Annotated in this window: 25 protein-coding genes and 3 pseudogenes; 20 read left to right on the top strand and 8 right to left on the bottom strand. The window is 67.3% G+C overall.

The window, feature by feature from the left end; translation table 11 throughout:
* The first annotated feature begins 180 nt into the window (after window positions 1-180).
* From MAA8898_RS15935 to MAA8898_RS15930, 3 genes and pseudogenes are all read left to right on the top strand, one after another.
* Window positions 181-1,557: a site-specific DNA-methyltransferase gene (locus MAA8898_RS15935; RefSeq protein WP_094022023.1), complete on the top strand. Its 1,377-nt coding sequence runs from the start codon at window positions 181-183 to the stop codon at window positions 1,555-1,557.
* Window positions 1,554-1,598: pseudogene (locus tag MAA8898_RS27415) on the top strand (hypothetical protein); the annotation flags it as partial. The gene MAA8898_RS15935 and the pseudogene MAA8898_RS27415, both read left to right, overlap by 4 nt.
* A 29-nt stretch (window positions 1,599-1,627) precedes the next feature.
* Window positions 1,628-3,619, top strand: a pseudogene (locus tag MAA8898_RS15930) (prohead protease/major capsid protein fusion protein); the annotation flags it as partial.
* A gap of 108 nt (window positions 3,620-3,727) precedes the next feature.
* Here the strand turns inward: MAA8898_RS15930 and MAA8898_RS15925 are convergent.
* A complete protein-coding gene (locus tag MAA8898_RS15925; protein ID WP_094022022.1) occupies window positions 3,728-3,994 on the bottom strand; it encodes an alpha/beta fold hydrolase in 267 nt (88 codons plus the stop codon).
* Between the two features lie 128 nt (window positions 3,995-4,122).
* On the opposite strand from MAA8898_RS15925, the gene MAA8898_RS15920 reads away from it, so the two are divergent.
* The 10 genes and pseudogenes from MAA8898_RS15920 (at window position 4,123) to MAA8898_RS15880 (ending at window position 10,680) form a co-directional block, all read left to right on the top strand.
* On the top strand, window positions 4,123-5,727 hold the full coding sequence (locus tag MAA8898_RS15920) for a winged helix-turn-helix domain-containing protein (protein ID WP_094022021.1): 1,605 nt from the start codon (window positions 4,123-4,125) through the stop codon (window positions 5,725-5,727).
* Between the two features lie 44 nt (window positions 5,728-5,771).
* Window positions 5,772-6,191: an acyl-CoA transferase gene (locus MAA8898_RS15915; protein ID WP_094022020.1), complete on the top strand. Its 420-nt coding sequence runs from the start codon at window positions 5,772-5,774 to the stop codon at window positions 6,189-6,191.
* A gap of 24 nt (window positions 6,192-6,215) precedes the next feature.
* Window positions 6,216-7,157 carry a phage tail tube protein gene (locus tag MAA8898_RS15910; RefSeq protein WP_094022019.1) on the top strand — a complete coding sequence of 314 codons (942 nt, stop codon included), beginning with the start codon at window positions 6,216-6,218 and terminating at the stop codon, window positions 7,155-7,157.
* Window positions 7,157-7,594, top strand: coding sequence for a hypothetical protein (locus tag MAA8898_RS15905; protein ID WP_094022018.1), 438 nt, complete (start codon window positions 7,157-7,159; stop codon window positions 7,592-7,594). The genes MAA8898_RS15910 and MAA8898_RS15905 overlap by 1 nt, the downstream gene beginning before the upstream one ends.
* 68 nt (window positions 7,595-7,662) lie before the next feature.
* Window positions 7,663-7,833 carry a DUF7697 family protein gene (locus MAA8898_RS26305; RefSeq protein WP_176445189.1) on the top strand — a complete coding sequence of 57 codons (171 nt, stop codon included), beginning with the start codon at window positions 7,663-7,665 and terminating at the stop codon, window positions 7,831-7,833.
* A pseudogene (locus tag MAA8898_RS15900) lies at window positions 7,814-8,929 on the top strand (phage tail tape measure protein); the annotation flags it as partial. The gene MAA8898_RS26305 and the pseudogene MAA8898_RS15900, both read left to right, overlap by 20 nt.
* Window positions 8,930-8,999: 70 nt before the next feature.
* A complete protein-coding gene (locus tag MAA8898_RS15895) occupies window positions 9,000-9,281 on the top strand; it encodes a hypothetical protein (protein ID WP_245853436.1) in 282 nt (93 codons plus the stop codon).
* A 20-nt stretch (window positions 9,282-9,301) separates the two neighbouring features.
* Window positions 9,302-9,589, top strand: a complete 288-nt coding sequence (locus MAA8898_RS15890; protein WP_036708271.1) for a DUF6127 family protein — start codon at window positions 9,302-9,304, stop codon at window positions 9,587-9,589.
* Between the two features lie 162 nt (window positions 9,590-9,751).
* On the top strand, window positions 9,752-10,426 hold the full coding sequence (locus MAA8898_RS15885; protein ID WP_094022016.1) for a YcbK family protein: 675 nt from the start codon (window positions 9,752-9,754) through the stop codon (window positions 10,424-10,426).
* The gene (locus MAA8898_RS15880; RefSeq protein WP_094022015.1) at window positions 10,423-10,680 is read left to right on the top strand and encodes a hypothetical protein; all 258 of its coding nucleotides are present in this window, start codon (window positions 10,423-10,425) and stop codon (window positions 10,678-10,680) included. The genes MAA8898_RS15885 and MAA8898_RS15880 overlap by 4 nt, the downstream gene beginning before the upstream one ends.
* Window positions 10,681-10,858: 178 nt before the next feature.
* On the opposite strand, the gene MAA8898_RS15870 is transcribed toward MAA8898_RS15880, so the two are convergent.
* On the bottom strand, window positions 10,859-12,217 hold the full coding sequence (locus tag MAA8898_RS15870) for an ATP-binding protein (protein ID WP_094022013.1): 1,359 nt from the start codon (window positions 12,215-12,217) through the stop codon (window positions 10,859-10,861).
* Window positions 12,214-12,873, bottom strand: coding sequence for a response regulator transcription factor (locus MAA8898_RS15865; RefSeq protein ID WP_094022012.1), 660 nt, complete (start codon window positions 12,871-12,873; stop codon window positions 12,214-12,216). The genes MAA8898_RS15870 and MAA8898_RS15865 overlap by 4 nt, the downstream gene beginning before the upstream one ends.
* Window positions 12,874-13,017: 144 nt before the next feature.
* Here MAA8898_RS15865 and MAA8898_RS15860 point away from each other — a divergent pair, with 144 nt between their 5' ends.
* From MAA8898_RS15860 to MAA8898_RS15830, 7 genes are all read left to right on the top strand, one after another.
* The gene (locus MAA8898_RS15860; RefSeq protein WP_094022011.1) at window positions 13,018-13,338 is read left to right on the top strand and encodes a PepSY domain-containing protein; all 321 of its coding nucleotides are present in this window, start codon (window positions 13,018-13,020) and stop codon (window positions 13,336-13,338) included.
* Window positions 13,331-14,002 (top strand): cytochrome b/b6 domain-containing protein, encoded by a 672-nt coding sequence (locus MAA8898_RS15855; protein WP_230377691.1) that lies wholly within the window; start codon window positions 13,331-13,333, stop codon window positions 14,000-14,002. Before MAA8898_RS15860 ends, MAA8898_RS15855 begins: the two co-directional genes overlap by 8 nt.
* 186 nt (window positions 14,003-14,188) lie before the next feature.
* The gene (locus MAA8898_RS15850; protein WP_094022009.1) at window positions 14,189-14,566 is read left to right on the top strand and encodes a hypothetical protein; all 378 of its coding nucleotides are present in this window, start codon (window positions 14,189-14,191) and stop codon (window positions 14,564-14,566) included.
* A 38-nt stretch (window positions 14,567-14,604) separates the two neighbouring features.
* On the top strand, window positions 14,605-15,075 hold the full coding sequence (locus MAA8898_RS15845) for a DUF2271 domain-containing protein (protein ID WP_094022008.1): 471 nt from the start codon (window positions 14,605-14,607) through the stop codon (window positions 15,073-15,075).
* Window positions 15,076-15,086: 11 nt separating this feature from the next.
* Window positions 15,087-15,740: a DUF7220 family protein gene (locus MAA8898_RS27410; protein ID WP_442403415.1), complete on the top strand. Its 654-nt coding sequence runs from the start codon at window positions 15,087-15,089 to the stop codon at window positions 15,738-15,740.
* Window positions 15,740-16,234 (top strand): phage terminase small subunit P27 family, encoded by a 495-nt coding sequence (locus MAA8898_RS15835; protein WP_094022178.1) that lies wholly within the window; start codon window positions 15,740-15,742, stop codon window positions 16,232-16,234. The genes MAA8898_RS27410 and MAA8898_RS15835 overlap by 1 nt, the downstream gene beginning before the upstream one ends.
* Window positions 16,235-16,311: 77 nt before the next feature.
* Window positions 16,312-17,010: a recombinase family protein gene (locus MAA8898_RS15830; RefSeq protein ID WP_094022007.1), complete on the top strand. Its 699-nt coding sequence runs from the start codon at window positions 16,312-16,314 to the stop codon at window positions 17,008-17,010.
* A 68-nt stretch (window positions 17,011-17,078) separates the two neighbouring features.
* On the opposite strand, the gene MAA8898_RS15825 is transcribed toward MAA8898_RS15830, so the two are convergent.
* The 5 genes from MAA8898_RS15825 to MAA8898_RS15805 all read right to left on the bottom strand — a co-directional run.
* A complete protein-coding gene (locus tag MAA8898_RS15825; protein WP_176445194.1) occupies window positions 17,079-19,298 on the bottom strand; it encodes a calcium-binding protein in 2,220 nt (739 codons plus the stop codon).
* A 255-nt stretch (window positions 19,299-19,553) separates the two neighbouring features.
* The gene (locus tag MAA8898_RS15820; RefSeq protein WP_094022005.1) at window positions 19,554-21,074 is read right to left on the bottom strand and encodes a calcium-binding protein; all 1,521 of its coding nucleotides are present in this window, start codon (window positions 21,072-21,074) and stop codon (window positions 19,554-19,556) included.
* Window positions 21,075-21,251: 177 nt separating this feature from the next.
* Window positions 21,252-22,703, bottom strand: coding sequence for a calcium-binding protein (locus MAA8898_RS15815; RefSeq protein ID WP_094022004.1), 1,452 nt, complete (start codon window positions 22,701-22,703; stop codon window positions 21,252-21,254).
* Window positions 22,704-22,822: 119 nt separating this feature from the next.
* Window positions 22,823-24,244, bottom strand: coding sequence for a calcium-binding protein (locus tag MAA8898_RS15810; protein WP_176445193.1), 1,422 nt, complete (start codon window positions 24,242-24,244; stop codon window positions 22,823-22,825).
* A gap of 96 nt (window positions 24,245-24,340) precedes the next feature.
* Window positions 24,341-24,968 (bottom strand): calcium-binding protein (locus MAA8898_RS15805; protein WP_176445192.1); only part of this gene is annotated, 628 nt, incomplete at its 5' end.

The raw sequence follows: 24,968 nt of genomic DNA, 5'->3' as shown, positions 1-24,968 counted from the left end.
GGCCGGATTTTTGGGAAGCCACCCGGAAGCCGGAGCCACGCGCGCCCCGCGCAAACACCAATGAACGCTGGCCTTCCGACCGGACACCGCTGGTAGCCGCTGGACCCCGTGTGGAGTCCGGCCCGGCAACCGGAGTCCGGAAGCCACCGGCATCCACCCGACCGAGGAACCTTGCCCACCATGACGCTGAGCTTCGCCCCGGACGCGATCGAGACGTGGCCGCTGTCGCGCCTCCAGCCCTACGCGAAGAACGCGAAGGCGCACGGGCCGGACCAGGTCGCCAAGATCGCCGCCAGCATGTCCGAGTTCGGCTGGACCGTCCCGTGCCTCGTGGCCGAGGACGGCGAGCTCATCGCGGGCCATGGCCGCGTGCTGGCAGCGACGCAGCTCGGTCTGACGGAAGCGCCGGTGATCGTTCTCGGGCATCTGACCGAGGCGCAGCGCCGGGCTTACCGGATCGCGGACAACAAGCTGACGGAACTCGGCACCTGGGACGAGGCGCTTCTATCGGCGGAACTGAACGATCTTCTGGCCGAGGATTTCGATCTGTCATTGGTCGGCTTTTCGGACGGCGAGTTGGACAAGCTGCTGGCCTTCGTGCCGGAGGGGGTCGGTGAAGAAGGTGGCGCCGGGGGCTCCGTGCCGCCGGTGACCATCCCCGAGCCGCCGCGCAACCCGGCCTCGCGCACCGGCGATCTGTGGATCCTCGGCGACCACCGGCTGCTCTGCGGTGACAGCACCAGCGCGGCCGACGTGCGCCGTCTGATGAATGGCGAGCGGGCGATCCTGTTCGCGACCGATCCGCCGTATCTCGTCGATTACGACGGCTCGAACCACCCGACCCGGAACAAGGATTGGTCGGCGTCCTACGGCACGACCTGGGACGACAGTTCTCAAGGCGCGGAACTCTACGACGGCTTCATCGCCGCCGCCGTCGCCGAGGCGATCACCGAGGACGCGGCATGGTACTGCTGGCACGCCTCGCGCCGCCAGGCGATGCTCGAAGCCTGCTGGGAGAAGGCGGGCGCTTTCGTGCACCAGCAGATCATCTGGGTGAAGGATCGTGGGGTTCTCACCCGCTCGCATTACCTCTGGAAGCATGAGCCCTGCTTCATGGGCTGGCGTCGTCCGAACCGCCCGCCGAAGGTCGCCGAGCAAACGCTGCCCTCGACGTGGGAGATGCCATCCTTCGCCAAGGACGAGCGCCCTGATCACCCGACGCCGAAACCGCTCGACGCCTTCGGCATCCCGATGCGCCAGCATGTTGCGCGCGGTGGGCTTTGCTACGAGCCATTCTCTGGCTCCGGCTCGCAGATCATGGCGGGCGAAGCCAACGGCCGCCGCGTCTTCGCGATGGAAATCAGCCCGGCCTATGTCGATGTCGCCGTTGAACGCTGGCAGGCCGAAACCGGCAAGGACGCGATCCTCGACGGCGATGGCCGGACCTTCACGCAGGTGAGAACCGAGCGGCTGTGCGGCGACGCCGAACCACCAGCCGAGACGCTGGACACGGACGCCGAACCCGAACCCGCGCGAAGGCGCAAGTCCGCCGCATGAAGCAGTCACGCCTCATGTCTCTGGTCGAGTCCGTCGCCAATGTGATCGTCGGCTACGGCGTCGCGGTCATGACGCAGACACCCGCACAGTCGAGGTCGTCTGGTCGGCGGGCGCGCGCGTCCGGCGCGCGACCTTCTTCGGCGAGCCCTATGACGAGGAACTGAGCCTCGACCCCGCCCATGTCCGGCTCGACCGGCTGAACGCGGGCGCGCCATTCCTGAAGGTGCACGAGCTCGACACGCTCGATGCGGTGATCGGCTCTGTCGTGCCGGGCTCGGCGCGGATCGAGAACGGCCGGGGGATCGCGCTGGTGCGGATCAGCGAGCGGGCCGATGTCGAGCCGATCTGGCGCGACATCCAGGCCGGGCACATCCGCGCGGTCTCCATCGGCTACCAGGTCCACCGCTTCGAGGTCTCGAAACCCGAGGCCGCGCGCGAGCTTTGGCGGGCGGTGGACTGGACGCCGTTCGAGGTCTCCGCCGTCGCGGTCGGCGCAGACCCCGCCGCGGGCTTCCGCGCCCAGCATCCCCTTCACGACTGCGTCCTTCACCGCCGGGACGCCCCCACACCGCGAGGAGCATCCCAGATGACGGACAAGACCAAGACCCCGGCGAGCGACGCCGCAACACCCGCCACCACCCAGCCGACCGAGCCGGTCGAAACCGAGGACACGACCATGACCGAGCCGAAAGCGGCTGCGCCCGAACCCAAGGTTGCGACCAGCGAGACACGCAGCCAGCCGAAGACGCAGGCAACTCCCGCGCCCGACACCGAAGCTGTCGCCACCCGCGCCCGCGAGGCCGAGCGCGATCGCGTCTCCACCATCTACGATCTGGCGGGCCGCCTGAACCTCGAGCGCGGCTTCGCCGAGGATCTGGTGAAACGCGGCGTCAGCGTCGACGAGTCCCGCCGCCTGATCCTCGATCAGGTCGCCGCCAAGTCCGACGAGACCCGGACCTTCGGCCATGTCTCCGTGCCGCTCGGCGGCCGGGACGAGCGCATCACCCGCCGCGATGCGGTGGCGAACGCGCTGCTGCACCGCTACAGCCCGACGCTGTTCCAGTTGGAGGACGCCGCCCGACAGTATCGCGGCATGACGCTGCTGGAACTGGCCCGCGAAAGCCTCGGCAATGCCGGGGTCAACACGCGCGGCCTGTCGCGTGACGAGGTGGCGACGCGCGCGCTGCACTCGACCTCGGACTTCCCCGAGATCCTGTCCGCCGTCACCAACAAGACGCTGCGGCAGGCCTACGAGGCCTATCCCCGCACCTTCATGCTGTTCTGCCGCCAGGTGCTCGCCACCGACTTCAAGGCGATGCACCGGGTCCAGCTCGGCGAGGCGCCGCAGCTGCTCGAGGTCGGCGAGAGCGGCGAGTTCAAGCGCGGCACGCTCGGCGAGAGCAAGGAGAGCTACAAGGTCAAGACCTATGGCCGGGTGGTCGCGATCACCCGCCAGACCCTGATCAACGACGATCTCGACGCGTTCACGCGCATCCCGGCGATGTACGGCAACTCCATCGCCCAGCTGGAGTCGGACGTCGTCTGGGGGATCATCACCGCCAACCCGGCCATGGCCGACGGCAACGCGCTCTTCCACACCACGCACAAGAACCTCGCGGGCACCGGCGCGGCGCTTGATGTGGGCAGCGTGGGCGCGGCGCGGGCGGCGATGGCCAAGCAGACGGGGCTCGACAAGAAGACGGTGCTGAACGTCCGACCCGCCTTCCTGATCGTGCCCGCCTCGCTGGAGCTGAAGGCCGAGCAGCTGGTCGCCCAGAACCTCGTGCCCGCCGCGACGTCCAGCGTTGTGCCGCAGTCGATCCGCACGCTCGCGCCGATCAGCGAGCCCCGGCTGGACGCCGCCAGCGAGACCGCCTGGTATCTGGCGGCCAGCCCGAACCAGATCGACACCATCGAGTACGCCTATCTCGAGGGTCAGCAGGGCGCCTACATCGAGACCCGCAACGGCTTCGACGTCGATGGGGTCGAGATCAAGTGCCGCCTCGACTTCGGCGCCAAGGCGATCGACTGGCGCGGCCTCTACAAGAACCCGGGCGCGTAAGGCGCGCTCCATCCTGAACCCTGACACACGGGCGGTCCAATCGGGCCGCCCTTCGACTTTCCACGAGGATCCCCATCATGAAAACCTACGTCCAGCCCGGCAACACCATCACCCTGACCGCGCCCTATACCGCTGGTCATAGGCCACGAAGCGATGCTTCTCTGCGACGCGGTCGCGGATGCCGCCCCAGACGCGATGGTCGCTCACCGCGCCATGCACGAACAGGACCACCGGGCCGCTGCCAGCCTCCTCGTAAGTCAGCATGGTTTCCCCTACGGCGAGTTCATCGCCGATGACCGGCAAAGCCGGCAGCACCAGTGCGGCGGCGGCGAGGCCGGCGCATGCGTGGATTTTCATGATGTTGTCGAGCGACATTTTCTTGGCCCTTCCTGTGTTGCTGTGAGGAAAAGCAGAGCCGGACGTGTCCTGAATGTCCTGACGGGCATCTGAATTCTTTCTGAATCGGCGCTCAGGCGGTAGAAAGGTCTGAACTGGAGAGCGTCATGAACCTTGGCGATCATGAGTTTGACCCGGAGAGCGGCGACCTTGCGACGTGCGACGGACAACCTGTCCCGCTGAAGCGACAGGCGCGTGCGCTGATGCAGGTCCTTGCCGCCGCGGAAGGTCGTGTCGTGTCCAAGGATCGGTTGATGGATGTCGTCTGGCCGGATGTGACGGTCAGCGAGGATTCGCTGTATCAGGCCGTCGCCGAAGCAAGGCGGGCACTTGGAGCAAACGGAGCCGAGATCATCAGGTCGGTGCCGCGTCAGGGCTATCTTCTGGATGCGACCGGTGTCGCGCCGGACAAGATCAGGCGTTGGCCTGTCGTGGTCGGGCTGACGTTGGCAGTTGTACTTGGCGCCCTGGCGGTCTGGTCGCAAATGCAGGTGCCGCGCGGCGAAGCTCGGCGCCCGGTGATCGCCGTCCTGCCATTCGAATCCCTGACCGGTGAAGGGACCTGGCAGCGCCGTGGCGCAGGGCTGTCGGCCGAGATCGCCACGGAGCTTGCGCGCAATGACTGGCTGGATGTTGTCGCGCCAGAGGCGACCGGGACACTGGCGGGGTCCAGTTTGTTGCCAGCGGGCGAATCCCTTGGGGCGCGTTTTCTTCTGGGTGGCGCGCTGGCGGCAGAGGACGGCGTACTGCGGGTGTCCGCGCGAATGATGGATACCGACACCGGCAAGCTGATCTGGTCCGATCGCTGGAGTCGCGACGAACCGGGGTTCCTCGATCTCGAGGCGGACGTTCTGAACCGGATCGCAGGTCCTCTGGGCGGTGCGTTGACTGGCGAGATCGCCCGGGCCGAACTGGCAAGTTCGCAGGCAAGGCGACCCAGCTCCCTCGATGCCTATGATCATTTCCTGCTGGGGCTCGAGGCGAAGCATCACTGGAACCGCGAGGGCTTCAGGCTTGCGGAGACGCATTTCAAGCAGGCCATCGCGCTTGATCCGGAATACGCGAAGGCCTGGTCGTTCCTGTCGCTCAATCTCAGCTTTCTGGCACTGGAAGCGGCGTCGCAGGACGAACGCCAGACGCTGTGGCGAGAGGCCCGGGACGCGGCCGAGCGCGCCTATGCGCTGGATCCGGACGATCCGGAGGTCCTGTGGCGCGTTGCGCGAGAGCGGGGTGCGCAGGGCGACTTCGAAAACGCGCGGAGAATGCTGCGCCGCTCGGTGGAGCTGGCACCCGGCAATGCAGATGTGCTGATGGTGGCCGCATGGACCAGTCACTATGCCGGGGTGCGGGGCGACGATCCGCTGACCTGGGCGCGACGGGCACATGAGCTGACGCCAATACGGCCCGCGAAGTATACCATCAGCCTCGGACTCGCGGCGTTTTCTGCCAAGGACTATCAGCTGTGCGTGGCGACACTGCGGAACGCTCCGCGCTCGCCCGAGGTCCTGGCACATCTGGCCGCCGCAGAGGCGCTTCTGGGAAATGTCTCCAAGGCCAGAGAGGTTGCCAGACTGCTTCGGGAGGTGCGTCCCGACTTCGTGATCGATGATATGTTCGGGCCGGTCGGGCTGGACGGATTTGGCGATCTGGAAGATCTTCGGCAAGGCGCGGCGCTCGCCGGCGTGCCTGTCAGTCGCGCAGAAGGCATCTGATATTCCGGGACAGACTTTCTCTACCCGCACGATACCAACGAGCCATGCCCACCCCTCGCGAAACCATCCTCGCCGCGCTGCACGCGCGGCTCTCGGCGCTGCCCGCCACAGCCCTGCGCGGCGACGTGCTGCCCGAACGCGTGCCCGCAGAGGGCCTGCTGATCCTGCGCGACGGCGAGCCGGGGGAGCCGGAGGTCACGCTGTCGCCGCTGCGCTATCACTACCAGCACCGCGCCGAAGTCGAGGCTGTCGTTCAGGGCGCTGAACGTGACACCGCCTTCGACGCGCTGACCGCCAGCATCGGCTTGGCGCTCGCCGCCGACCGAACGCTGGGCGGGCTCTGCGACTGGATCGAGGCAGAAGCGCCACGGCCCGTGGACCTTCCGGTCGAAGGCGCGGCGAGCCTGAAGGCCGCCGTCATCCCAGTGATACTGCACTATTCCACGGCCGACGCTCTGGCCTGACCCCGACAACCCGAGGAGAACACCATGGCACGAGCCCAGGGGGCGCGGGCGCTGATGGCGCTTGCGTTCGAGACAACCTATGGAACGCCGCCCGTGAGCGGCTTCACCCGAATGCCCTTCGCAAGCACCTCGCTGGGGGCAGAACAGCCGCTGCTGAACTCGGAGCTTCTGGGCTACGGCCGCGATCCGCTGGCGCCGATCAAGGACGCGGTCACGGCCGACGGCGATGTCGTCGTGCCGCTCGATGCCGAGGCCTACGGCTTCTGGCTGAAGGCGGCGTTCGGCACGCCCACGACCACGGGTGCCGAAGCGCCCTACACCCATGAGTTCCAGTCGGGGTCCTGGACGCTGCCCTCGATGTCGATCGAGACCGGCATGCCCGAGGTGCCGCGCTATGCGATGTATTCAGGCTGCGTGCTCGACCAGCTGACCTGGCAGATGCAGCGCTCGGGGCTGCTGACCGCTACCGCCCGGCTGGTGGCGCAGGGCGAGACGGTGGGCACTACCACCAGCGCCGGAACTCCCGCCGCGCTGGAGTTGAAGCGTTTCGGCCATTTCAACGGGGCGATCACCCGAAACGGCTCGGCTCTCGGCAACGTGGTCTCGGCCGAGATCACCTACGCCAACAATCTCGACCGGATCGAGACCATCCGCTCGGACGGCCGCATCGACGGGGCGGACCCGTCCATCGCCGCGCTGACCGGCCGGATCGAGGTCCGCTTCGCCGACCAGACGCTGGTGACGCAGGCGATCAACGGCGAGGCCTGCGAGATGGAGTTCGCCTACGTCCTGCCCTCGGGCGAGAGCTTCACTTTCACCGTGCACGCCGTCTACCTGCCGCGCCCGCGCATCGAGATCTCCGGGCCGCAGGGCGTGCAAGCTACCTTTGACTGGCAGGCCGCGCGCGACAGCACGGTCGGCCGGATGTGCACCGCCACCCTCGTGAACGATGTGGAGTCGTACTGATGCTCACGCTCGATCTGACGAACGCCCCCCGCTGGCACGATCTCGCGCCCGGCGTCCGGGTGCAGCTGCGCCCGCTGACCACCGCGCTGATGGTGGCGACGCGCAGCGATCCCGCTGTTGAAGCCATCCCCGAAGATGCCTCCGACGAGGAACGCGCCGTCGCCTTCGCCAAGGCGCTGGCGCGCCGCGCGGTGTTCGCCTGGGAGGGCATCGGCGATGCCGACGGCAACCCCATCGAACCGGGCCCCGAGGCCATCGACGCGCTGCTCGACGTCTGGCCGATCTTCGAGGCCTTCCAGCTGACCTACGTCTCGAAGGGTCTGCTGCTGGAAAAGGAAAAAAACGCCTCCGCGCTCTCGCCGAATGGTCCTTCGGCGGGGGCGAGCGCTACTGCGAAGCCTGCGCGCAAGCCTGCCCGGACTGCCCGGCGCGGCTGAACCGGCCGCTCACCCATGAGGGTTGGCAGGTCTGGGACCTTGTCGGCCGCCTAGGTGGGCAGCTGCGCGTGCTGCCGGGCGCTGTGATCGGCTGGGACATGTCGGCGGCGCTGGCGCTCGGTGACGCGCTCGGCGTGCCGCCGCTCGCGGCGGCCGAACTTCTGCCCGGCATCGAAGCGGTGATGGTCGCAAAACTCAACGAACAGATGGATCACTCCCATGGCGGAAAAACGGGTTAGCGTCCGCCTTGCGGCCGTGGGCGGACGGCAGGTGCGCGCCGAACTGGAAGGTGTCGGTGAGGCCGGGTCGCGTGGCTTCGGACGGCTGAGCCGCGAGATGGAAGCGGCGAACGCCCGGCTGGCGGCGTTTTCTCGCCGTGTCGCTGTGGCTGCCGCTGCTGCCGTGGCAGCCGCTGCCGCCGCTGGCGTGGCGATGATCCGCTCTGGGCTGCAGACCGTCGATGCGCAGGCAAAGCTGGCGCAGTCGCTCGGTACCACGGTCGCCTCGATCCAGACGCTTGAGCGGGCGGGCGAGTTGGCCGGTGTGTCGATGTCCGGCATCGAGCAGGCGACCAAGGATCTGACGCGCCGCCTCAGCCAGGCGGCCGCCGGGACCGGCCCTGCTGCCGATGCGCTGGACCGGCTGGGGCTCTCGGCCAACGAGCTGATCGCGCTGCCGCTGGATCAGCGCGTCGGCGCCATCAACGCAGCAATCGAGAGCTTCGTGCCTGCCGCCGAGCGCGCGGCCGTCGCGGGTCAGCTCTTCGGCGAGGAAGGCTCGATCGCCATGTCGCGGATCGATACCGCGACGCTGCGCCAGGCGACCGAGGACGTCCTCGCCTTCGGGGTCGTGGTCTCGGAACAGGATGCCGACCAGATCGAGCGGACAAACGACGCCATCTCCCGGCTCGGGCTGATCTGGCGCGGGCTGTCGAACCAGCTGGCGGTTGCTGCCGCGCCTGCGTTGGAAGCGGTCGCGAATGCCATGGCGGCAGTCGCCAACCGCACCGGGCCGCTCGGCATCGCGATCCGCGGCCTCTTCGACAACATCGGTCGCCTGACCACCTACGCCGCGACCTTCGCGGCCTTCCTCGCGGGCCGCTGGGTCGCCGGCATGGCCGCTGCTGCCCTTTCTGTCCGTGGTCTCGCCACGGCGCTGGTCCTCCTGCGCGGCGCGCTGATCCGGACCGGCATCGGGGCGCTGATCGTCGGCGCGGGCGAGCTCGTCTACCAGTTCACCCGCCTCGTCTCCGGCGCGGGCGGCTTCGGCGAAGCCATGTCGCTTCTGAAGGACCTCGCGGTCGAGGTCTGGGAGCGTATCAGGATGGACGAAGATTGGCCTAAACAACACCGACGACAACGACCAAGGCGCGTTCGACGCCGCGAATAACCACTTCGTGGCGCCCGTGGACGGGACCTACCTCTTCGGCGCCACGCTGCTCTACAAGGTCAATTCCAGCACGACCGCGCGTATGCGGGGGCGGCTCGTTCTGAACGGCACAACCGAAATCCGCGGCTCCTTCGGGGAGATCTCCGCCACCCACGTCTCGCTCGCCACCGCGATCTGGCTGCAGACCATGGTCCCGCTGACGGCAGGCGATACCGTCGAGCTGCAGGGATATTTCCGGGTCGCGGACGGCTACTTCGCCGCCGATCACACCTCCTTCTGGGGCTGCAAGATCGGCTGACCGGCGGAAGGAGGATCCCGATGAACCCACCCCGATCCGAGGGTTTCGTGCGCATGCCCGACGCCGAGTTCGAGGCGATCCTGACCCGGGCGGCCGAGGAAGGCGCGAAGCGTGCGCTCGCCGATGTCGGCCTCGACGGTGACGAAGCCGCGCTCGACATCCGCGATCTGCGCTCCCTGGTCGACTGCATCCGGCTGGTGCGCCGCACCGCCATGCAGACCGCCGTCCGCATGATCACCACCGGCGTCATGCTGGCGCTGCTCGCGGGCATCGCCATCAAGCTCAAGATCTTCGGCGGCAGCCCGTAACCGCGCCCCATCCCCATTCATCAGCCCGCAATGACCCGCCCTCGAGGCGGGGTGAGCCGTGGTCTGCCTGACAGGCAGACGGGAAGGTCCGGTGGACCTTCCCGAGCGGCGAACGCACCGAGCCCCAGCGAGGGGCCGGAAACTCGTTTTCGGAGGACCCCCATGACGACGACCTTCCACCGCCATTGGCGCGATGTGCCTGAAAGCACTTGGCCTTGGCCGAACTTCAGCCCGGCCGAGATCGCTTGCCGGGGCACCGGCAAGCTGCTCATCAACGAACCGGCGCTCGACAAGCTGCAGGCGCTGCGCGACCGGCTGGGCAAACCGATGATCGTCCGCTCCGCCTATCGCAGCCCCGAGCACAACCGCGCCATGGGCGGCGCGACCCGCTCCAAGCACCTCGACGGCGCCGCCTTTGACATCGCCATGGCGAACCACGACCCGGTGGCGTTCGAGGCCGCGGCGCGGGAGGTCGGGTTCCTCGGCTTCGGGTTCTATCCGCGCTCGGGGTTCATCCATGTCGATCTCGGGCCCGCACGGCAGTGGGGCGAGCGGTTCCCGGTCCGGGCGACCGCCTTCGCCGAAGAAGCCCCTCCAGCGCGCGAAGTGCTGGCCGAGAGCCGCACCATGAAGGCGGGTGGTGCGGCAGGCGTGGCGACGCTGGGCGCAGCTGGGGTCGAGGTGGCGCAGAGCGTCCTCGCCGAGACCCAATCCGCAATCCTGCCGCTTGTGCCGTATCTCGATACCCTGCGCTGGGTGTTCATCGCCGTGGCTCTCGGCGGTATCGCGGTCACGATCTACGCCCGGCTCGACGACTGGAAGAGGGGGCGACGGTGATCGCCGGGCTGCTCACCGGGAGCGCCGGATCGGCATGGGCGCGCATTGGGCTCCGCTACGGCGTCATCGCACTCGCGATCCTGCTGTTCCTGCTTTCCCTGCGCCGCTCCGGCGAGCGCGCCGGCCGACTGACCGAGCAGCTCGAAACCATGGAGAAAACCTATGACGCCCAGAAGCGAATGCTCGAGGCAGCGGCGCGCCGTCCTCGTTCTCGCGACGATCTGGCTGAGCGGCTGCGCGACGGTCGGTTCTGACGGTAGCGGGCCAGGGGCGTGTCCGCCGGTCGTCGAGTACAGTAGGAAGTTCCAGGCGCGAGCGGCAGGGGAGCTGGACCTCCTGCCGGAGGGCTCGGCGATCGCAGAGATGATGAGCGACTATGCGGTGTTGCGGGAACAGGCGCGGGTGTGCTGATCCTCCGGCACTTGTCGCGGATTACGCGTCGCGCCCGGCGCCGAACCTGGGGCTATCGGTCGGCAAGATGAGTGATGCCTCTAAGCCGGAGGTTGCGCCAGGTCGCGGCGATTTCAGAACGAGCGAGCTTCCGATCCGGTTGGCGATGGCGGCGACGATGGCGAGGCCAAGCCCGCTGCCATCGGTGCTTGCGTTCGCCCGTTCGAAACGTGCCGTCAGGCGGTCGAGCATCTCGCGCGGCACCACGGGACCATCGTTAGCGACAACGAGGCGGCCGTCCGCCGTCAGCGTCACCTCGACTGCCAGATTCTCCGCCCCGTGACGGAGGGCGTTCTCCACAAGGTTCCGGCACAGGATGGCGAAGGCATCGGGGTCGATGTCCGACTGGACAGCCGCGTCGGGAAGAGTGAGCCCAATGCGGCCAGGCGCGGTCGCGCGTCCGAGATCGTCCACCACCACACGGGCGACCGCCCTCAGGTCGGCGCTCCGGTCCATCCGCAGCCGCCCGCCTTCGGCCCGCGCAAGCTGCATGAGGCGTTCGGAAAGCCGGGTCAGGCGCTTGAGCGTCGCCTCAATTTCGGCGGCACGCACTTCGGTGGCCGGCTCGTGCGTCTCCGCCCTCAGCCGCTGCGCCTGAGCGATTGCTCCGGCCAGCGGCGTTCTCAACTCGTGGGCCGCGTTCGCGGCAAAACTGCGCTCGGCCTCGAACGCCGCGCGCAAGCGGGCCAGAAGGCCGTTGAGCGTCTTGGCCAGTGGACCAATCTCCGTCGGCAGATCGCTGGCAGGAACCTCCGACAGGTCGCGGGCGCCGCGCGCCTCCAGCCGAGCACGGAACCGACGCAGCGGATCGAGGCTGAAGCGAACGGCAAGAATGATCGCCACCAGCGCGATCGGCAGCACGATGAGCAGCGGCAGGCCGAGGCCCATCTGGATCTCCCGCGCAACCGACGCGCGATGGGCCAGCGGCTCGGCCACGGTGATCCGGATCGTGTCCTGAAGCGCTGCATCGCTGTAGAACCGGTGGGTGGCGGTCTGACGGAAACCGGGTCCGTCCCAAGGCGGGAACACGGCAGGGTCGGCCGCATGAGATTGCAGCAGGATGCGCCCCTCGCCATCGCGCACGAGGTAGGTGAAGAACTCGTCGTGCTCCCGGATGGGCGCGAGCCGCTGCGTCACGCCCTGATCTTCGCGGCCCACGATATCGGTCACCGCCAGCGGGAGGATGCGTTCCGCTGTCTCCTGCAGGGCGCTGTCAAAGACCTCGTCCAGCTCGCCCCGGACGATTACGGCCGTCACCGTCGCAGCGAGCAGCCACAGCACCGTCAGCGCCAGGCCGAGCGACAGGCCGAGTCGGCCCTGAAGGCTCGCGGGCCATCTCATGATTTGCCGAGCCTGTAGCCCATGCCGCGCTCGGTCTCGATGACCGAAGCCCCGAGCTTCTTGCGCAGGCGGCTCACATGGACCTCGATGGTGTTGCTCTCCACCTCCGCGTCGAAGGCGTAAAGCTTCTCCTCCAGCTGTGCCTTTGACAGCAGCTGACCGGGGCGCGCGAGAAAGGCTTCGAACAGCGCCCATTCCCTTGCGGTCAGTTGCACCGGCTTGCCGTCGCGGTGAACGCTGCGGGCGGCAAGATCGATTTCCAGCGGCCCGTGGGTGACGATGGGGTTCGGGTTGCCGCTGTAGCGTCGAGCGACAGACCCGATCCGCGCGGACAACTCAGCGAGATCGAAGGGCTTCACGAGATAATCGTCGGCGCCCGCGTTCAGCCCCTCGATCCGGTCCGACACCTGGTCGAGCGCGGTCAGGATGATGACCGGCGTCACGTCGCCCTGCGCGCGCAAGCCTTTGAGGAACCCGATCCCGCGACCGTCCGGCAGCATCAGGTCGAGCAGGATCAGGTCGTAAGACGTGGATTTCGCAGCGCCGCCGGCCGCATCGAGGCGCATCACCCAATCGACCGACTGCCCATCGGCCGTGATCTGGTCGCGCACCGCCGCGCCAAGCACCGTGTCGTCCTCGATCAGCAGGATGCGCATCCTCGTCCCCGTCCTCTTCCGATGACCCTCCATGATCCGTCTGGCTGACAAGAAGCTGAAGCGGGTGGCTGCGTCCCTTCAGGCTGCCGTCAGCTTCGCCGCGCATGAATTTCGTCAAGATGGCCGCAGCGAGGAGTTTGGCCCATGAAGAAGACATTGACAATTCTCGGCTTTCTCGCGGTCTTTCCGGCCGGTGCCGCGCTGGCGGACGACGACTGCTTCGTGCCGATGGCCGACTGGCAGCCGCGCGACGCCGTCGCCCGGTTGGCCGAGGAGAACGGCTGGACGGTGCGCCGGATCAAGATCGACGACGGCTGCTACGAAATCGACGGCCGCGACGCCGAGGGGCGCCGGATCGAGGTGACCGTTCATCCGGCGACGCTCCAGGTGATCGAGTTCGAATACGAGGACAAGGACGACGGCGATCGCCCCCGCCGGGATCGCGAAGCAGGCGACGATGACTGACGCAATCTCACACCAGGCGCCAGAGATGAACACGGCGCCGAGCAGCAAGGTCCGTGTCTGGGATCCGCTGGTCCGGGTTTTCCATTGGGGTCTGGTCGCGGCCTTCGCGACCGCATGGCTGACTGCGGACGAGCTGCAACCTGTCCACGAGGTCGCAGGCTATACCGTCGCCGGACTTGTGGCCTTCCGGCTGGTCTGGGGCCTCATCGGCAGTCGCTACGCGCGCTTCGCCCAGTTCCTGAAAGGCCCCCGCGAGACGCTGGCCTATCTCGGGGACATGACCCGCGGACGCGAGCGGCGCCACCTCGGCCACAACCCGGCGGGCGCGGCGATGGTCGTGGCGCTGCTGGTCACGCTGTCCGGGACGGCTTTCACCGGCTGGCTCATGGAGGATGAGGCCCGTCTGGCGATACTTCCGTCCATGCCCGCAATTGTGGCGCTCGCCTGGGCCGACGACGACGGCGACGAGCGGGAATACGGCGGGCGGGGCGAGATCGAGGGACCGCTGAAGGAGGTCCACGAGACGCTCGCCAACCTGATGCTGCTGCTTGCCGCGCTGCATGTTGGCGGCGTCGTCCTAGCCTCCTTCAGGCACCACGAGAACCTGGCGCGCGCCATGGTGACGGGCGACAAGCGCGGCGCCGGTCCCGGCGACATCGCCTGACGGCACCTAACCCCAAGGCCGACCGTCCCTTCGGTCCCGCCTGGCCTCGCCCTCACGGGCGGGGCCTTTTTCGTCCGAAGCCGCTCTCTTCCTGACGGCAAGCTGAAGCGGGAATCGCCGACGCGTCAGGAAGCCCTCAGGTCGTGTCTCCAGATTGTCCTCAGCAGATGACAAGGAGACCCTGCCATGAAGAAGACCCTGACACTTCTGGTTGCGTCCACGGCGCTGACCGCCGCGATCGGCGTCCCCGCCTGGAGCGCGATGCAATCCCCGCCCGGCGTCCTTCGGCCCGTCGCCGCTCTCTTCGATGACGCCCCGCAAGCGATGCCGCTCGTTCTCGCAAGCGACGATGACGACGACGATGACGACCGCTGGCGGGACGGTTCTCGTCGCGGCCACGACGACGACGACGATGACGACGATGACGACGATGACTGCGACGACGATGATGACGACGACGATTGTCAGGGCGGCGCTCGCAATCCCGCGCCCGCCGGCACGGTCGCCCCTCCGCAGAACGGCCTCTTCGGCAACGGTGCGCCGCCGCAGGTTCAGGTGAACTGAACCGCTCCGAAGTTCCTCTCCGAACAAGGATCCATACGATGAAATCGCTTCTCGCCACGCTCGCGCTGACCACGGCGCTGACGCTCCCCGGCCTCGCCATGGCGCGTCCGGTGACGCTCACCACGATCCTCAACAATTACGGCGGCGACGGGGCCTATCTCGCGCTCTACGTCACCGACACCTCGGGCGCCTATGTCGGCAGTCTCTGGATGGCTGGCGGCAAGTCCAAGTACTACGAGCACCTCAGCGACTGGTACCGCGCCACCGGCGGCGACACCGCGCAGGTGAACGGCATCACCGGCGCCAGCGTCGGCGCGGGCCGCACGCTCGAGATCACGCTCGACCTGGCCGACGCGCTCTTCGACGCGGGCTACACGCTCCACATCGACGCGGCCGTCGAGGACATGCGCGACAGCCCGAACGAGGTGGCCGTCCCGCTCACGACCGACGGCGCCGGCACGCCGGTGCAGGGCCGCCGCTACATCGCCAGCTTCGCCTACGACATGTGAGGAGCGGGGCCATGATCCGTGCACTCCATCGCTGGCCGGGTCTTCTGGCCCTTGCGCTCGTCACCATCCTGAGTCTGAGCGGCGCGGCGCTGTCGGTCTTCCCAGCGGCCGAACGGCTTGCCGCACCGCAGGCGGAAGCCGGACTGACCGTCGCCGCCCTCGCGGACCGCATCCAGACGGTCTATCCGGGCGTCGAGCAGATCCGCCGATCACCCTCGGGCCGGATCACCGCCTACTGGTTCGACCAGGGCGCGCCGGGCGCTGCCGTGATTGACCCGGTGACCGGTGAGGGCGTGGCCTCGGCCGACCCGAACCAGGCCGAACGCTGGCTCACCAACCTGCACCGGTCGCTGTTCCTCGGGGACGGCGGGCGCATATTCGGGCCAGAAGGCGGTGCTGGAAGGCGGCGGCCGGACCTTCGTCGACATCGCGGCGGACCGGCTGGAGCCGGCGACATGAGCCAGTCACGCGGCCTGTCTGCCCTCGAGGCCATGGCAAATGTGCTGGTCGGCTGGTGCACGGCCTTCGTCACGCAGTTGGTGGTCTTCCCCGCCGTGGGTCTGCAGGCAGGGCTCGGGCAGCATGTCACGCTGAGCCTGGTCTTCACCGCCGTCTCCTTTGCCCGCAGCTACCTGCTGCGGCGGCTCTTCGTGCGGCAAAGCTGATGGCCAGGAAACACAAGCCGAAGCCGCACACGCTGGCGAAGACACGCCTCTCGGCGCTGCCGCGCTGCCCTGACCATCTCTCGGACGTGGCGCGCAAGGAGTGGCGGCGGCTGGCCACGCCGATGGTCGAGGCGGGTCTGCTGACGCTGGCGGACCGGGCCGCGTTGGCGGCCTATTGCCAGGCCTATGGGCGCTGGGTCGAGGCCGAGGAGCGGCTGAAGGAGACGCCGGCCCTGCTCAAGTCACCCAGCGGTTATGTCCAGCAATCGCCCTGGCTGACGGTCGCCAACAAGCAGCTGGAGCTCATGGGCCGCTTCATGTCCGAGCTTGGCCTGACGCCGGTGGCGCGGACCCGTGTTGCGCACAATGCCACGACCGATCCGGATCGGCCGACGACGATCATTCTGCGCACCATCGTCAACCCGGGCGACGATACGGGTGACGCCCCGATCGAGCACGTCAAGAGCCTGACCCTGCCCGGGAAAGACGACTGAGCGAGGCCTCTGCCGACTACACTAACTCCCTGATCCGATGTACAAACCTGCCAAACGAAGGTTGCGCAGGTGTGGACATGGGACCGGCCAGGATCATCGCCTACGAGCGCGTCTCGACCGCGCGGCAGGGACGCTCCGGCCTCGGCCTTGAGGCGCAGCGCACCGCCATCGACACCTTCGCGGCCTCGCGCCGTGCCGAGGTTTTGGCACGCTTCACCGAGGTCGAGAGCGGCGGCAGGAACGACCGCCCGGAACTGGAGAAGGCCCTAACGCTGGCCCGCCTGACCGGCGCCACGCTGGTGATCGCCAAGCTTGACAGGCTCAGCCGCAACGCCGCCTTCCTGCTCACCCTGCAGGGCAGTGGGGTTTCCTTCCTCGCCTGCGACATGCCCGAGGCCAACGACCTGACCGTCGGCATCATGGCACTCGTCGCCCAGGCCGAGCGCGAGGCGATCTCGAAACGCACAAAAGAGGCGCTGGCGGCGGCCAAGGCCCGAGGGGTGAAGCTTGGCAACCCCAACGGGGCAGCGGCGCTCAAACGGGCCGGCAAGGGCGGTACGGCACTGCAGCAGACTGTCTGCCGCAACGCCGATCATTTCGCCGAGGACCTGCGTCCAGTCATCGAGGCGATCCGTGCCGAGGGCCACACCACCCTGCGCGCCTTGGCGGAGCAGCTGAACGCGCGCGGCATCCGGACCCGCCGCGGCAGGCGCTGGCATGTTTCCAACGTCAGGAACCTGCTGGGGCGGATCGAGCGGCTCGAACAGGCGACTTGACCCGGCAACCAAGGGGCGTCTCGCCGACGGACAGGCCGTACGCAGCGCCTTCCGGATGTCGCCAATCCTTACAGCACGAAATCCGTCGCCGTCAGACCGATGACATTGGCCACCCGGATCTCGGCGTCGACGGTGCCGTTTCCATCCAGGTCGAACTGCACGATGGTCGAGCCGGTGGCCGTCTCGAACAGGCGCAGTTCCGGGTTGCCGGAGGGGGCAAAGGCGCTGGTGCCGCGGAACTCGAAGACACCCGGATGCAGGCCCGCCACCACGATGATGTCGGCGCCCTGTTCGAAGTCGAGGATCTGATCACGTGTTGCGCCCACCGCGGTGTCCAGGAACGAGCGAAAGACGAAACTGTCCGCGCCCTGTCCGCCGGTCAGCAGGTCAAAGCCCTCGCCCCCCGCCAGCGCATCGTCGCCGTTGCCGCCGCGCAGGATGTCGTTGCCAGCCTCGCCTTCCAGCAGGTCTTCGCCGTCCTGCCCGTTCAGGGTGTCGTTGTCGGCTCCGCCGAACATCGCGTCCGACCCGGCGCCGCCGGTCATGGCATCGTTGCCCCCGTCGCCCAGCAGGGTGTCGTCGCCGTCCTGGCCGTTCAGCACGTCGTCCTGCGTGCCACTGATAAGGCTGTCGTTCCCGGCGCCGCCAATGAGCGTGTCGTTGTTGACACCGCCGAACAGCGTGTCGTCGCCACCGTGCCCGACCAGCAGGTCCTCACCGGCGAACCCGGCGAAATTGTCGTCGCCGTTGGCGCCGATCAGGGAGTCGTTGCCGATCTCCCCGATCACCCGCCCTGTCACGACCCCGTCGCCGGTGGCGCGGAACAGGTCGTTGTCCGCCCCCAGGTTGACCTCCCCGATCACAGTGCCGCCGTTCACCATGACGTCGTTCCCGCCGGCCAGCAGGACGTTGCCCTCGATGCTGCCGAGGTTGGTCACGCGGTCGACCTTGGTGGCGCCGGTGGTCAGTGCGACCCCGGCGCCGCCGATGATGACGCCCGAGTTGAACAGGCTGAGGGCGGAGTCGTAGAAGTTCGAGACCGCTGCGGACTGATCCGAGGTCAGCGTCCCGGTGTTGCGTACCACCAGCGGGGTGAGGGCATCGACGAAGGAGTCGACAGCCGCTCTGCTGCCGCCGCTGATCGTGCCTGTATTGTTGATCACCATCGCGGGCGAGGGGTTGATGTAAGAGAAGAGTTGCAGACCGGAGAGTGCACCATGGATTTCGCCGGAGTTGATCACGCGGCCCGGCGCCAGAAAGGTGACCGCGTACTCTGCGGTCAGGGTGCCGCTGTTGATCAGGGTTGCGCCTGAATTGGCCAGGTAGACCGCATACCCCAAGCGACCTAGGTCTATCTTGCCCGTATTGGTGACCGACGTGTTCAGGCCGTCGCTCAGGATTCCGGTTGACGGCGCGGCGATCACGCCGTCGTTGCCAAGGGTCACGGAGTCAGCGCCCGGCAGGAGCTGGATGCCATAGGCCGTGGACTCGATCCGCCCGGAATTCGACAGGGTGCTGCCGAATGCGGTCGCGCCAAGCTGGACGCCGTTGCCAATCAGACCTGCGTTGGTGATCCTGTCGCCACCGCCGCCGACGATCTCGACCTGCCCGGTGATGACGCCGCTGCCCGAATTGGCCAGCCTGCCCATCCCGGCCTGGTAGACGACGTCGCCAAGGACGGTGCCGGAATTGGTGAAGACATTGGTGCCCGAGACGAAAACGACCGTCTGGCCCCCTTCGGACGACAGGGTGCCGCTGTTGTCCAGGACGCTGTTGCTCACATAGACGGCAGCACTTGTCGCAACTTCGCCGTCGCCGCTGATCGCGCCGGAGTTCAGGATGTGGGTGCCCGAACCGTTGGCAAAGATCCCGTTCCCTGTCACGCCGGCGATGTGCCCGTGATTTTCCACATACGCATTGGTGGAGCCGCCATCGAAAAAAACGCCGCTGGTGGTGCCGTGGATCGTGCCCTCGTTCAGGACTTTGTTGCCATCGCCATCCTGGAAAGCGACGCCGAAAGCGTCCGCCAGGACGCTGCCGTCCTTTCCGACCCGCACGGTGATGTTGTTTGCCCCTCCGACATCATCCAGAAGGGCGAAAGCGTTCACACCGATGTTGGCGGCGATGACGGACCCGAGGATGTTGACCGTGGCAGCGGTATAGCTGGCGTCGATGAAGAAAATGGCATCGGAAGAGCTGCTGAGCGTGCCGCCCGCGGTGAGGGTGAAGAAATCGGTGTTGCCGACGTTCTGCGTCGTGGTTCCGCTGCTGATGACGGTAAAAGCCATGATTGAAATCTCCGATTTGGTCTGGCGCAACGCCGGCATTGTATTAACGCTGCGTTAACCTTCGGGACGCTCAGTTTTTTTTCAAGGATTAATTGCCCTGGCCTTGCAACTCACCGCGCGACGGTCGGCTGCTGCGGAGACGCGCGTCCGCAAAGGAAACGCCCCCGAAAGGGGGGCGCTTTGGGTCATCTGGCCGCGCAGGGCGGCCGGGCGGGCCGATGCAGTCCCGGCCTTGCCGATCTGATTTCCCGGACCCTAAAGCACGAAATCGTCCGCCGTCAGTCCGGTGACGCCGGCCACCCGGATCTCGGCGTCGATTGAGCCGTTTCCGTCTGCGTCAAACTGCACGATGGTCGATCCGGTCGCGGTCTCGAACAGCCGCAGCTCGGGATTGCCGGAGGGGGCGAAAGCCGCCGTGCCGCGGAATTCGAACACACCCGGCGACAGGCCTGCCACCACGATGATGTCCTGGCCCTGCTGGAAATCGAGGATCTGGTCGCGGCTCGCGCCCGCCACCGTCTCTGTCAGGGCCCGGAACACGAAACTGTCCGCCCCCTGGCCGCCGGTCAGCAAGTCGAACCCGAGGCCCCCCGCCAAGGCGTCGTCGTCGTTGCCGCCGCGCAGGATGTCGTTGCCGGCATCGCCCTCCAGCAGGTCTTCGCCGTCCTGGCCGTTCATCGTGTCGTTGTCCGCACCGCCGCGCATCTCGTCCGCCCCGGCGCCGCCAGTCATGGCATCGTTGCCGGTATCGCCCAGCAGGGTGTCGTCGCCATCCTGACCGTTCATCGTGTCGTTGTCGGCGCCGCCGATCATCGAGTCGTTGCCCGCGCCGCCCAGGATGACGTCGTTGCCCGCCTCGCCGGTCAGCACGTCGTCGCCGCCGCGCCCGATGATCAGATCGTTGTCGTTGCCGCCGTTCAGCCTGTCGGCGGTCTCGCCGCCGGCCAAGGTGTCATCGCCGTCCCCGCCAAGGACCGTGCCGCTGACGAACCCGGCGCCCAGCCCCTCGTACCGGTCGGTGCCGAGGTTCAGGTTGACGTTCCCGAAGATCGCGCCGGAGTTGGCCACGGTGTCGTTGCCGGCCTGGACCTGGATATCGCCGTTCAGGGTGCCGTGATTGTTGACCACGTTGTTGCCGTCCTGCAGGTCGATGTTGCCGTTCACCGACCCGAAGTTGCCAATGATGTCGGGGTTGCCGCTGTCGCCGTCGATAGCGATGCCGCCAAGTCCGTTCAGGGTGCCGTAATTGGTGAAGATCACCGGGCTGGTCGGGTCATCAGAGCGGAAGATGTCGACGGCCTGGGGCCCTGTGATGGTGCCGTAGTTGGTGCCGCGCCCGGTGAGGTTGGCCTCCACGCCATGATTGCCGTATCCGGTGATGTCGCCGTGGTTCACGAACGAGAACGAGGCAGCGGCGTCAGGCAGGTTCCAATTCACGCCATTGAAGCTGCCGACGATGGTGCCGTGGTTCACCAGGGTCGTTAACCCATTGATTCCGTTGATGGCAGTTCCAGCCGTCCCAAGGACCACACCTGTCTCGCCGATAAAGATCCGGGTTTCGCCGGTCCCCATCGAAGCCAAATTGATCCCGGACGTTCCTCCGACAAAGCCATGGATCGCGACCCGCAGCAAGGCGGGCACCGTCGACACGGTCGTCATTGCGGTGCCGCTGGTTGCGAAGATGGACCCGGTGGCCGTGACCACCACGTCGTTGCTGGTTGTCAGGTTGAAGGTATTGGAGGCCGCCGACAGGGCGGAAGTCACGAATACGGGCATGAAAGTCCCCTCTTTTTGATCAATTTTCAGTACGGATCAAGGGTCGCACAGGTCCCGCAGTCCGGCAAGCGGCATCCAAACTCCGGGACAACGCAGGGTCGACATCGGGGCCGCAAACACGACGGGCAGGGCGCGCGTCACGCCCTGCCGATGGCGTGACGCCTCTGCGGCGGGGTCTCAGAGCACGAAGTCCTCCGCCGTCAGCCCGGTGACGTTGGCCACGCGGATCTCGGCGTCGACGGAGCCGTTTCCATCCGCGTCGAACTGCACGATGGTCGATCCGGTCGCCGTCTCGAACAGCCGCAGTTCGGGGTTGCCGGAGGGGGCAAAACCCGCCGTCCCGCGGAATTCGAACACGCCCGGAGACAGACCCGCGACCACGATGATGTCGACCCCCTGCTGAAAGTCCATGATCTGGTCTCGGCTGGCTCCTGCCACGGTCTCGGTCAGGGCACGAAAGACGAAACTGTCCGCCCCCTGGCCACCGGTCAGCAGGTCGAACCCGAGGCCCCCGGCCAGCGCGTCGTCGCCGTTGCCGCCGCGCAGGATATCGTCGCCAGACTCGCCCTCCAGGACGTCCTCGCCATCCTGGCCGTTCATGGTGTCGTTGTCGGCGCCGCCACGCATTTCGTCGGCCCCCGCACCGCCGGTCATCGCGTCGTTGCCCCCGTCGCCGAACAACGTGTCGTCGCCGTCCTGGCCGTTCATGGTGTCGTTGTCATCGCCACCGGTGATCGAGTCGTTGCCCGCGCCGCCCAGCATCAGGTCGTTGCCAAAGCCGCCGTCCAGGCTGTCGTCGCCTCCGCGGCCGAGGATCAGGTCGTCGTTACCATCGCCCGACAGGGTGTCGGCGCTGTCGCCGCCGGCCAAGGTGTCGTTGCCGGCGCCGCCAAGAACCACGCCCTGAACTACGCCGCTGGCCGCGCTTTGGAACAGGTCGGCCCCGGACTCCAGTTCAACGTTGCCCACGATCAGGCCCGAATTCACCAAGACGTCCGCGTTGATCGAGGTCCGGATCACCACGCCGCTCCCGGCGCCGTCCGTATCGAGGATCTGGCCCGAGTTGTTGATCCGCACCGTGCTTGCGGAAATGGCAAAGATGGCCGTGGTCTGGATGGTCCCGGAGTTGCTGAGGATGGCATTCACGCTGGCATCCAGGTTCAGGTTCTGTCCCTGCATCACACCGGTGTTCTGGACCGTCACGTTGAGCGCGGAGCCGAACGAGGAGATGAGTGCGCTATTCCTCGAGAGCATCAGGCCGTTGTTGACCACGACCAAGCTGTAGGTAAAGCTGGAATCGACGTCGATCACTTCCTGCTCGGCGATGATATCGCCGTTGTTGTAAATGCGGTGAGTGCCCGATCCCGCCTGATGGTTGAGGTTGATCCCGTCACCGAGGGACTCGATCGTCCCATGGTTGACCACGGCGCTGCTTCCCGCAAACACGTCGACGCCGTTGATCTGGCCAATGACGGTGCCGTGGTTGTGGAAATCCGTCGAGTTGAAGCCAGTCTGCAGCTCCACCCCGTCGGTGATGCTGGCGATGATCTGTCCTGGCAAGAGAAATGTCGTGTCCCCGTTTGCGACGTTGACCTGTGTGCCGCTGCCAGTGATGAAATTAATTGCCATTGTACGCTTCCTCTCGAAAATGGAGAGCGCCCTGCGCCCTGAAAAAAGTTAACAGCGGAACCGTGGGCGCAGGCAACAGGGTAATCCCCTGCGTGGCTCTTCCCTTGTCCGGATGCGGCTTACAACACGAAGTCCTCGGCGGTCAGCCCGGTGACGTTGGCGACGCGAATTTCGGCGTCGATGCTGCCGTTGCCGTCGGCGTCGAACTGCACGATGGTCGAACCGGTGGGCGTCTCGAAGAGGCGCAACTCGGGGTTGCCGGAAGGGGCGAAGGCCGCGGTGCCGCGGAATTCGAAGACGCCCGGGCTGAGGCCCGCCACAACGATGAGGTCCACCCCCTGTTCGAAGTCGAGGATCTGGTCGCGCAGCGCACCGACCGCGGTCTCGCTCAGCGCACGGAAGACGAAACTGTCGGCCCCCTGTCCCCCGGTCAGCAGGTCCAGGCCCAGCCCGCCGGCCAGGTCGTCCTCACCTTCGCGGCCGCGCAAGATGTCGTTGCCGCTGCCGCCCTCGAGGATGTCGTTGCCCGCGCCGCCATCCATGGTGTCGTTGTCGGCCCCGCCGTCGAGCGAATCCGACCCGTCCTGGCCGACGAGCAGGTCCTCGCCCGCATTGCCCAGCAGGGTGTCGTCGCCGGCGTTGCCGTTCAGGGTGTCGGCCTCGGTGCCGCCATCCATCGCGTCGTTGCCGTCGCCTCCCAGCAGCAGGTCGCTGCCCGCGTCGCCGGCGATGTCGTCGTCGCCGCCGCGGCCCAGCAGCGTGTCGGCGTCGGCCCCCCCGCTGATCGAATCGGATGCCGCGCCGCCGGCGATCGTGTCGTTGCCGTCCTCGCCGGAGATCAGGCCGATCACGCTGCCCGGGCCGCCCTCGTAGCGGTCGGGGCCGCCGTCCAGGTCCACGGTGCCCAGCATGGTCCCGGCGTTGTAGACGATGTTGACGCCGTCGCCGCCGCCATAGCTGATCGTGTTGCCCGCGATGGTCCCGCTGTTCTTGAGATACGAGGTCCCGGTCGAGGTGCCGGCGGTGTTGGCCAGCATCCCCGCCCCGTTCCGGCCCTGGATGATGCCAGAATTGACCAGCCAGGCCGATGCGGTGCCGGAGTCGAGCCAGGTCGCGGTGTCGCCAAGGATGGTCCCGCTGTTGGAGAAGAAGACATTGAGGAAAGAGGCGTTGGGCGCGATGCGCACCGCCACGTTCGAGTTCGACAGCACGGTGCCGGCGTTGGTGAAGTCCACGAAGGCGCTGCCGCCGAGGTCGAAGGTGTAGCCGGCGGCGCTGCCGACATAGCCGTCCGGGCCGATGCCGATGCTGGCGGAGTTGCCGATCGAGGTGACGGCCTTGTCTACGGTGCTGGTGCCGGAAGCGATCAGCGTGCCGTTGACCAGCAGGTGGTTGACCACGATGCTGGTGCTGTTGGTCATCTGGACGGCAACCCCGCCCGGGACGATCAGCGAGGCGTTGGCCGGGGCGATGACGCCGCTTTCGCCCCCCGCCAGGGTGCGTCCGATGGTGCTGCTGCCGGTGATGGTGAAACTGGCCATGGAATCCTCCTCCGGGCCGCTGGCCGCGGCCATTGATCCATCATGGCGGCAAGGCAGCACCGCCGCCTTGCGCGAGGTCAATTCACGCCGCGCGCCTTACAGCACGAAGTCCTCCGCCGTCAGCCCGGTGACGTTCGCCACCCGGATCTCGGCATCAATGGTGCCGTTGCCGTCGGCGTCCATCTGTACGATGGTCGATCCGGTTGGCGTCTCGAAGAGGCGCAGCTCGGGGTTGCCGGAAGGTGCGAAACCGGCGGTGCCGCGGAACTCGAAGACCCCCGGGCTCAGGCCCGCGACGATGATCAGGTCGAGGCCCTGCTGGAAATCCAGGATCTGGTCGCGGGCCGCACCCGCCGCCGTCTCGCTCAGCGCGCGAAAGACGAAACTGTCCGCCCCCTGTCCGCCGGTCAGCAGATCCAGGCCCAGCCCCCCGGCCAGGTCGTCCTCACCGTCGCGGCCGCGCAGGATGTCGTTCCCGCTGCCGCCTTCCAGCACGTCGTCGCCGCTGCCGCCGTCCAGCACATCATCGTTGGCGCCACCGTCGAGGTAATCACTGCCGTCCTGGCCGACGAGGAGATCATTCCCAGCACCGCCCAAGATCGTGTCGTCTCCCGCGTTGGCGTTCAGCACGTCGTTCTGGTCGCCCCCGGAGAGATTGTCGTTGCCATCGCCGCCAAAGGCCGTGTCGTTCCCTTCGCCGCCGATCAGCGTATCGTCACCGCCG

Source organism: Antarctobacter aquimaris, assembly GCF_900184945.1.
GTDB lineage: Bacteria > Pseudomonadota > Alphaproteobacteria > Rhodobacterales > Rhodobacteraceae > Maliponia > Maliponia aquimaris.
The sequence above is the reverse complement of the archived record's forward strand: the minus strand, read 5'-3'. Positions and strand labels throughout refer to the sequence as shown.

Excerpts from the sequence above, each read along its gene's own strand:
- MAA8898_RS15935 (WP_094022023.1), top strand. The coding sequence starts at position 181 with ATGACGCTGAGCTTCGCCCCGGACGCGATCGAGACGTGGCCGCTGTCG.
- MAA8898_RS15860 (WP_094022011.1), top strand. The coding sequence starts at position 13,018 with ATGAAGAAGACATTGACAATTCTCGGCTTTCTCGCGGTCTTTCCGGCC.
- MAA8898_RS15920 (WP_094022021.1), top strand. The coding sequence starts at position 4,123 with ATGAACCTTGGCGATCATGAGTTTGACCCGGAGAGCGGCGACCTTGCG.
- MAA8898_RS15825 (WP_176445194.1), bottom strand. The coding sequence starts at position 19,298 with ATGGCTTTTACCGTCATCAGCAGCGGAACCACGACGCAGAACGTCGGC.
- MAA8898_RS15885 (WP_094022016.1), top strand. The coding sequence starts at position 9,752 with ATGACGACGACCTTCCACCGCCATTGGCGCGATGTGCCTGAAAGCACT.
- MAA8898_RS15830 (WP_094022007.1), top strand. The coding sequence starts at position 16,312 with ATGGGACCGGCCAGGATCATCGCCTACGAGCGCGTCTCGACCGCGCGG.
- MAA8898_RS15905 (WP_094022018.1), top strand. The coding sequence starts at position 7,157 with ATGCTCACGCTCGATCTGACGAACGCCCCCCGCTGGCACGATCTCGCG.
- MAA8898_RS15820 (WP_094022005.1), bottom strand. The coding sequence starts at position 21,074 with ATGCCCGTATTCGTGACTTCCGCCCTGTCGGCGGCCTCCAATACCTTC.
- MAA8898_RS15855 (WP_230377691.1), top strand. The coding sequence starts at position 13,331 with ATGACTGACGCAATCTCACACCAGGCGCCAGAGATGAACACGGCGCCG.
- MAA8898_RS15870 (WP_094022013.1), bottom strand. The coding sequence starts at position 12,217 with ATGAGATGGCCCGCGAGCCTTCAGGGCCGACTCGGCCTGTCGCTCGGC.
- MAA8898_RS15890 (WP_036708271.1), top strand. The coding sequence starts at position 9,302 with ATGAACCCACCCCGATCCGAGGGTTTCGTGCGCATGCCCGACGCCGAG.
- MAA8898_RS15865 (WP_094022012.1), bottom strand. The coding sequence starts at position 12,873 with ATGCGCATCCTGCTGATCGAGGACGACACGGTGCTTGGCGCGGCGGTG.
- MAA8898_RS15915 (WP_094022020.1), top strand. The coding sequence starts at position 5,772 with ATGCCCACCCCTCGCGAAACCATCCTCGCCGCGCTGCACGCGCGGCTC.
- MAA8898_RS15850 (WP_094022009.1), top strand. The coding sequence starts at position 14,189 with ATGAAGAAGACCCTGACACTTCTGGTTGCGTCCACGGCGCTGACCGCC.
- MAA8898_RS15910 (WP_094022019.1), top strand. The coding sequence starts at position 6,216 with ATGGCACGAGCCCAGGGGGCGCGGGCGCTGATGGCGCTTGCGTTCGAG.
- MAA8898_RS15815 (WP_094022004.1), bottom strand. The coding sequence starts at position 22,703 with ATGGCAATTAATTTCATCACTGGCAGCGGCACACAGGTCAACGTCGCA.
- MAA8898_RS15810 (WP_176445193.1), bottom strand. The coding sequence starts at position 24,244 with ATGGCCAGTTTCACCATCACCGGCAGCAGCACCATCGGACGCACCCTG.
- MAA8898_RS15925 (WP_094022022.1), bottom strand. The coding sequence starts at position 3,994 with ATGTCGCTCGACAACATCATGAAAATCCACGCATGCGCCGGCCTCGCC.
- MAA8898_RS27410 (WP_442403415.1), top strand. The coding sequence starts at position 15,087 with ATGATCCGTGCACTCCATCGCTGGCCGGGTCTTCTGGCCCTTGCGCTC.
- MAA8898_RS15845 (WP_094022008.1), top strand. The coding sequence starts at position 14,605 with ATGAAATCGCTTCTCGCCACGCTCGCGCTGACCACGGCGCTGACGCTC.
- MAA8898_RS15835 (WP_094022178.1), top strand. The coding sequence starts at position 15,740 with ATGGCCAGGAAACACAAGCCGAAGCCGCACACGCTGGCGAAGACACGC.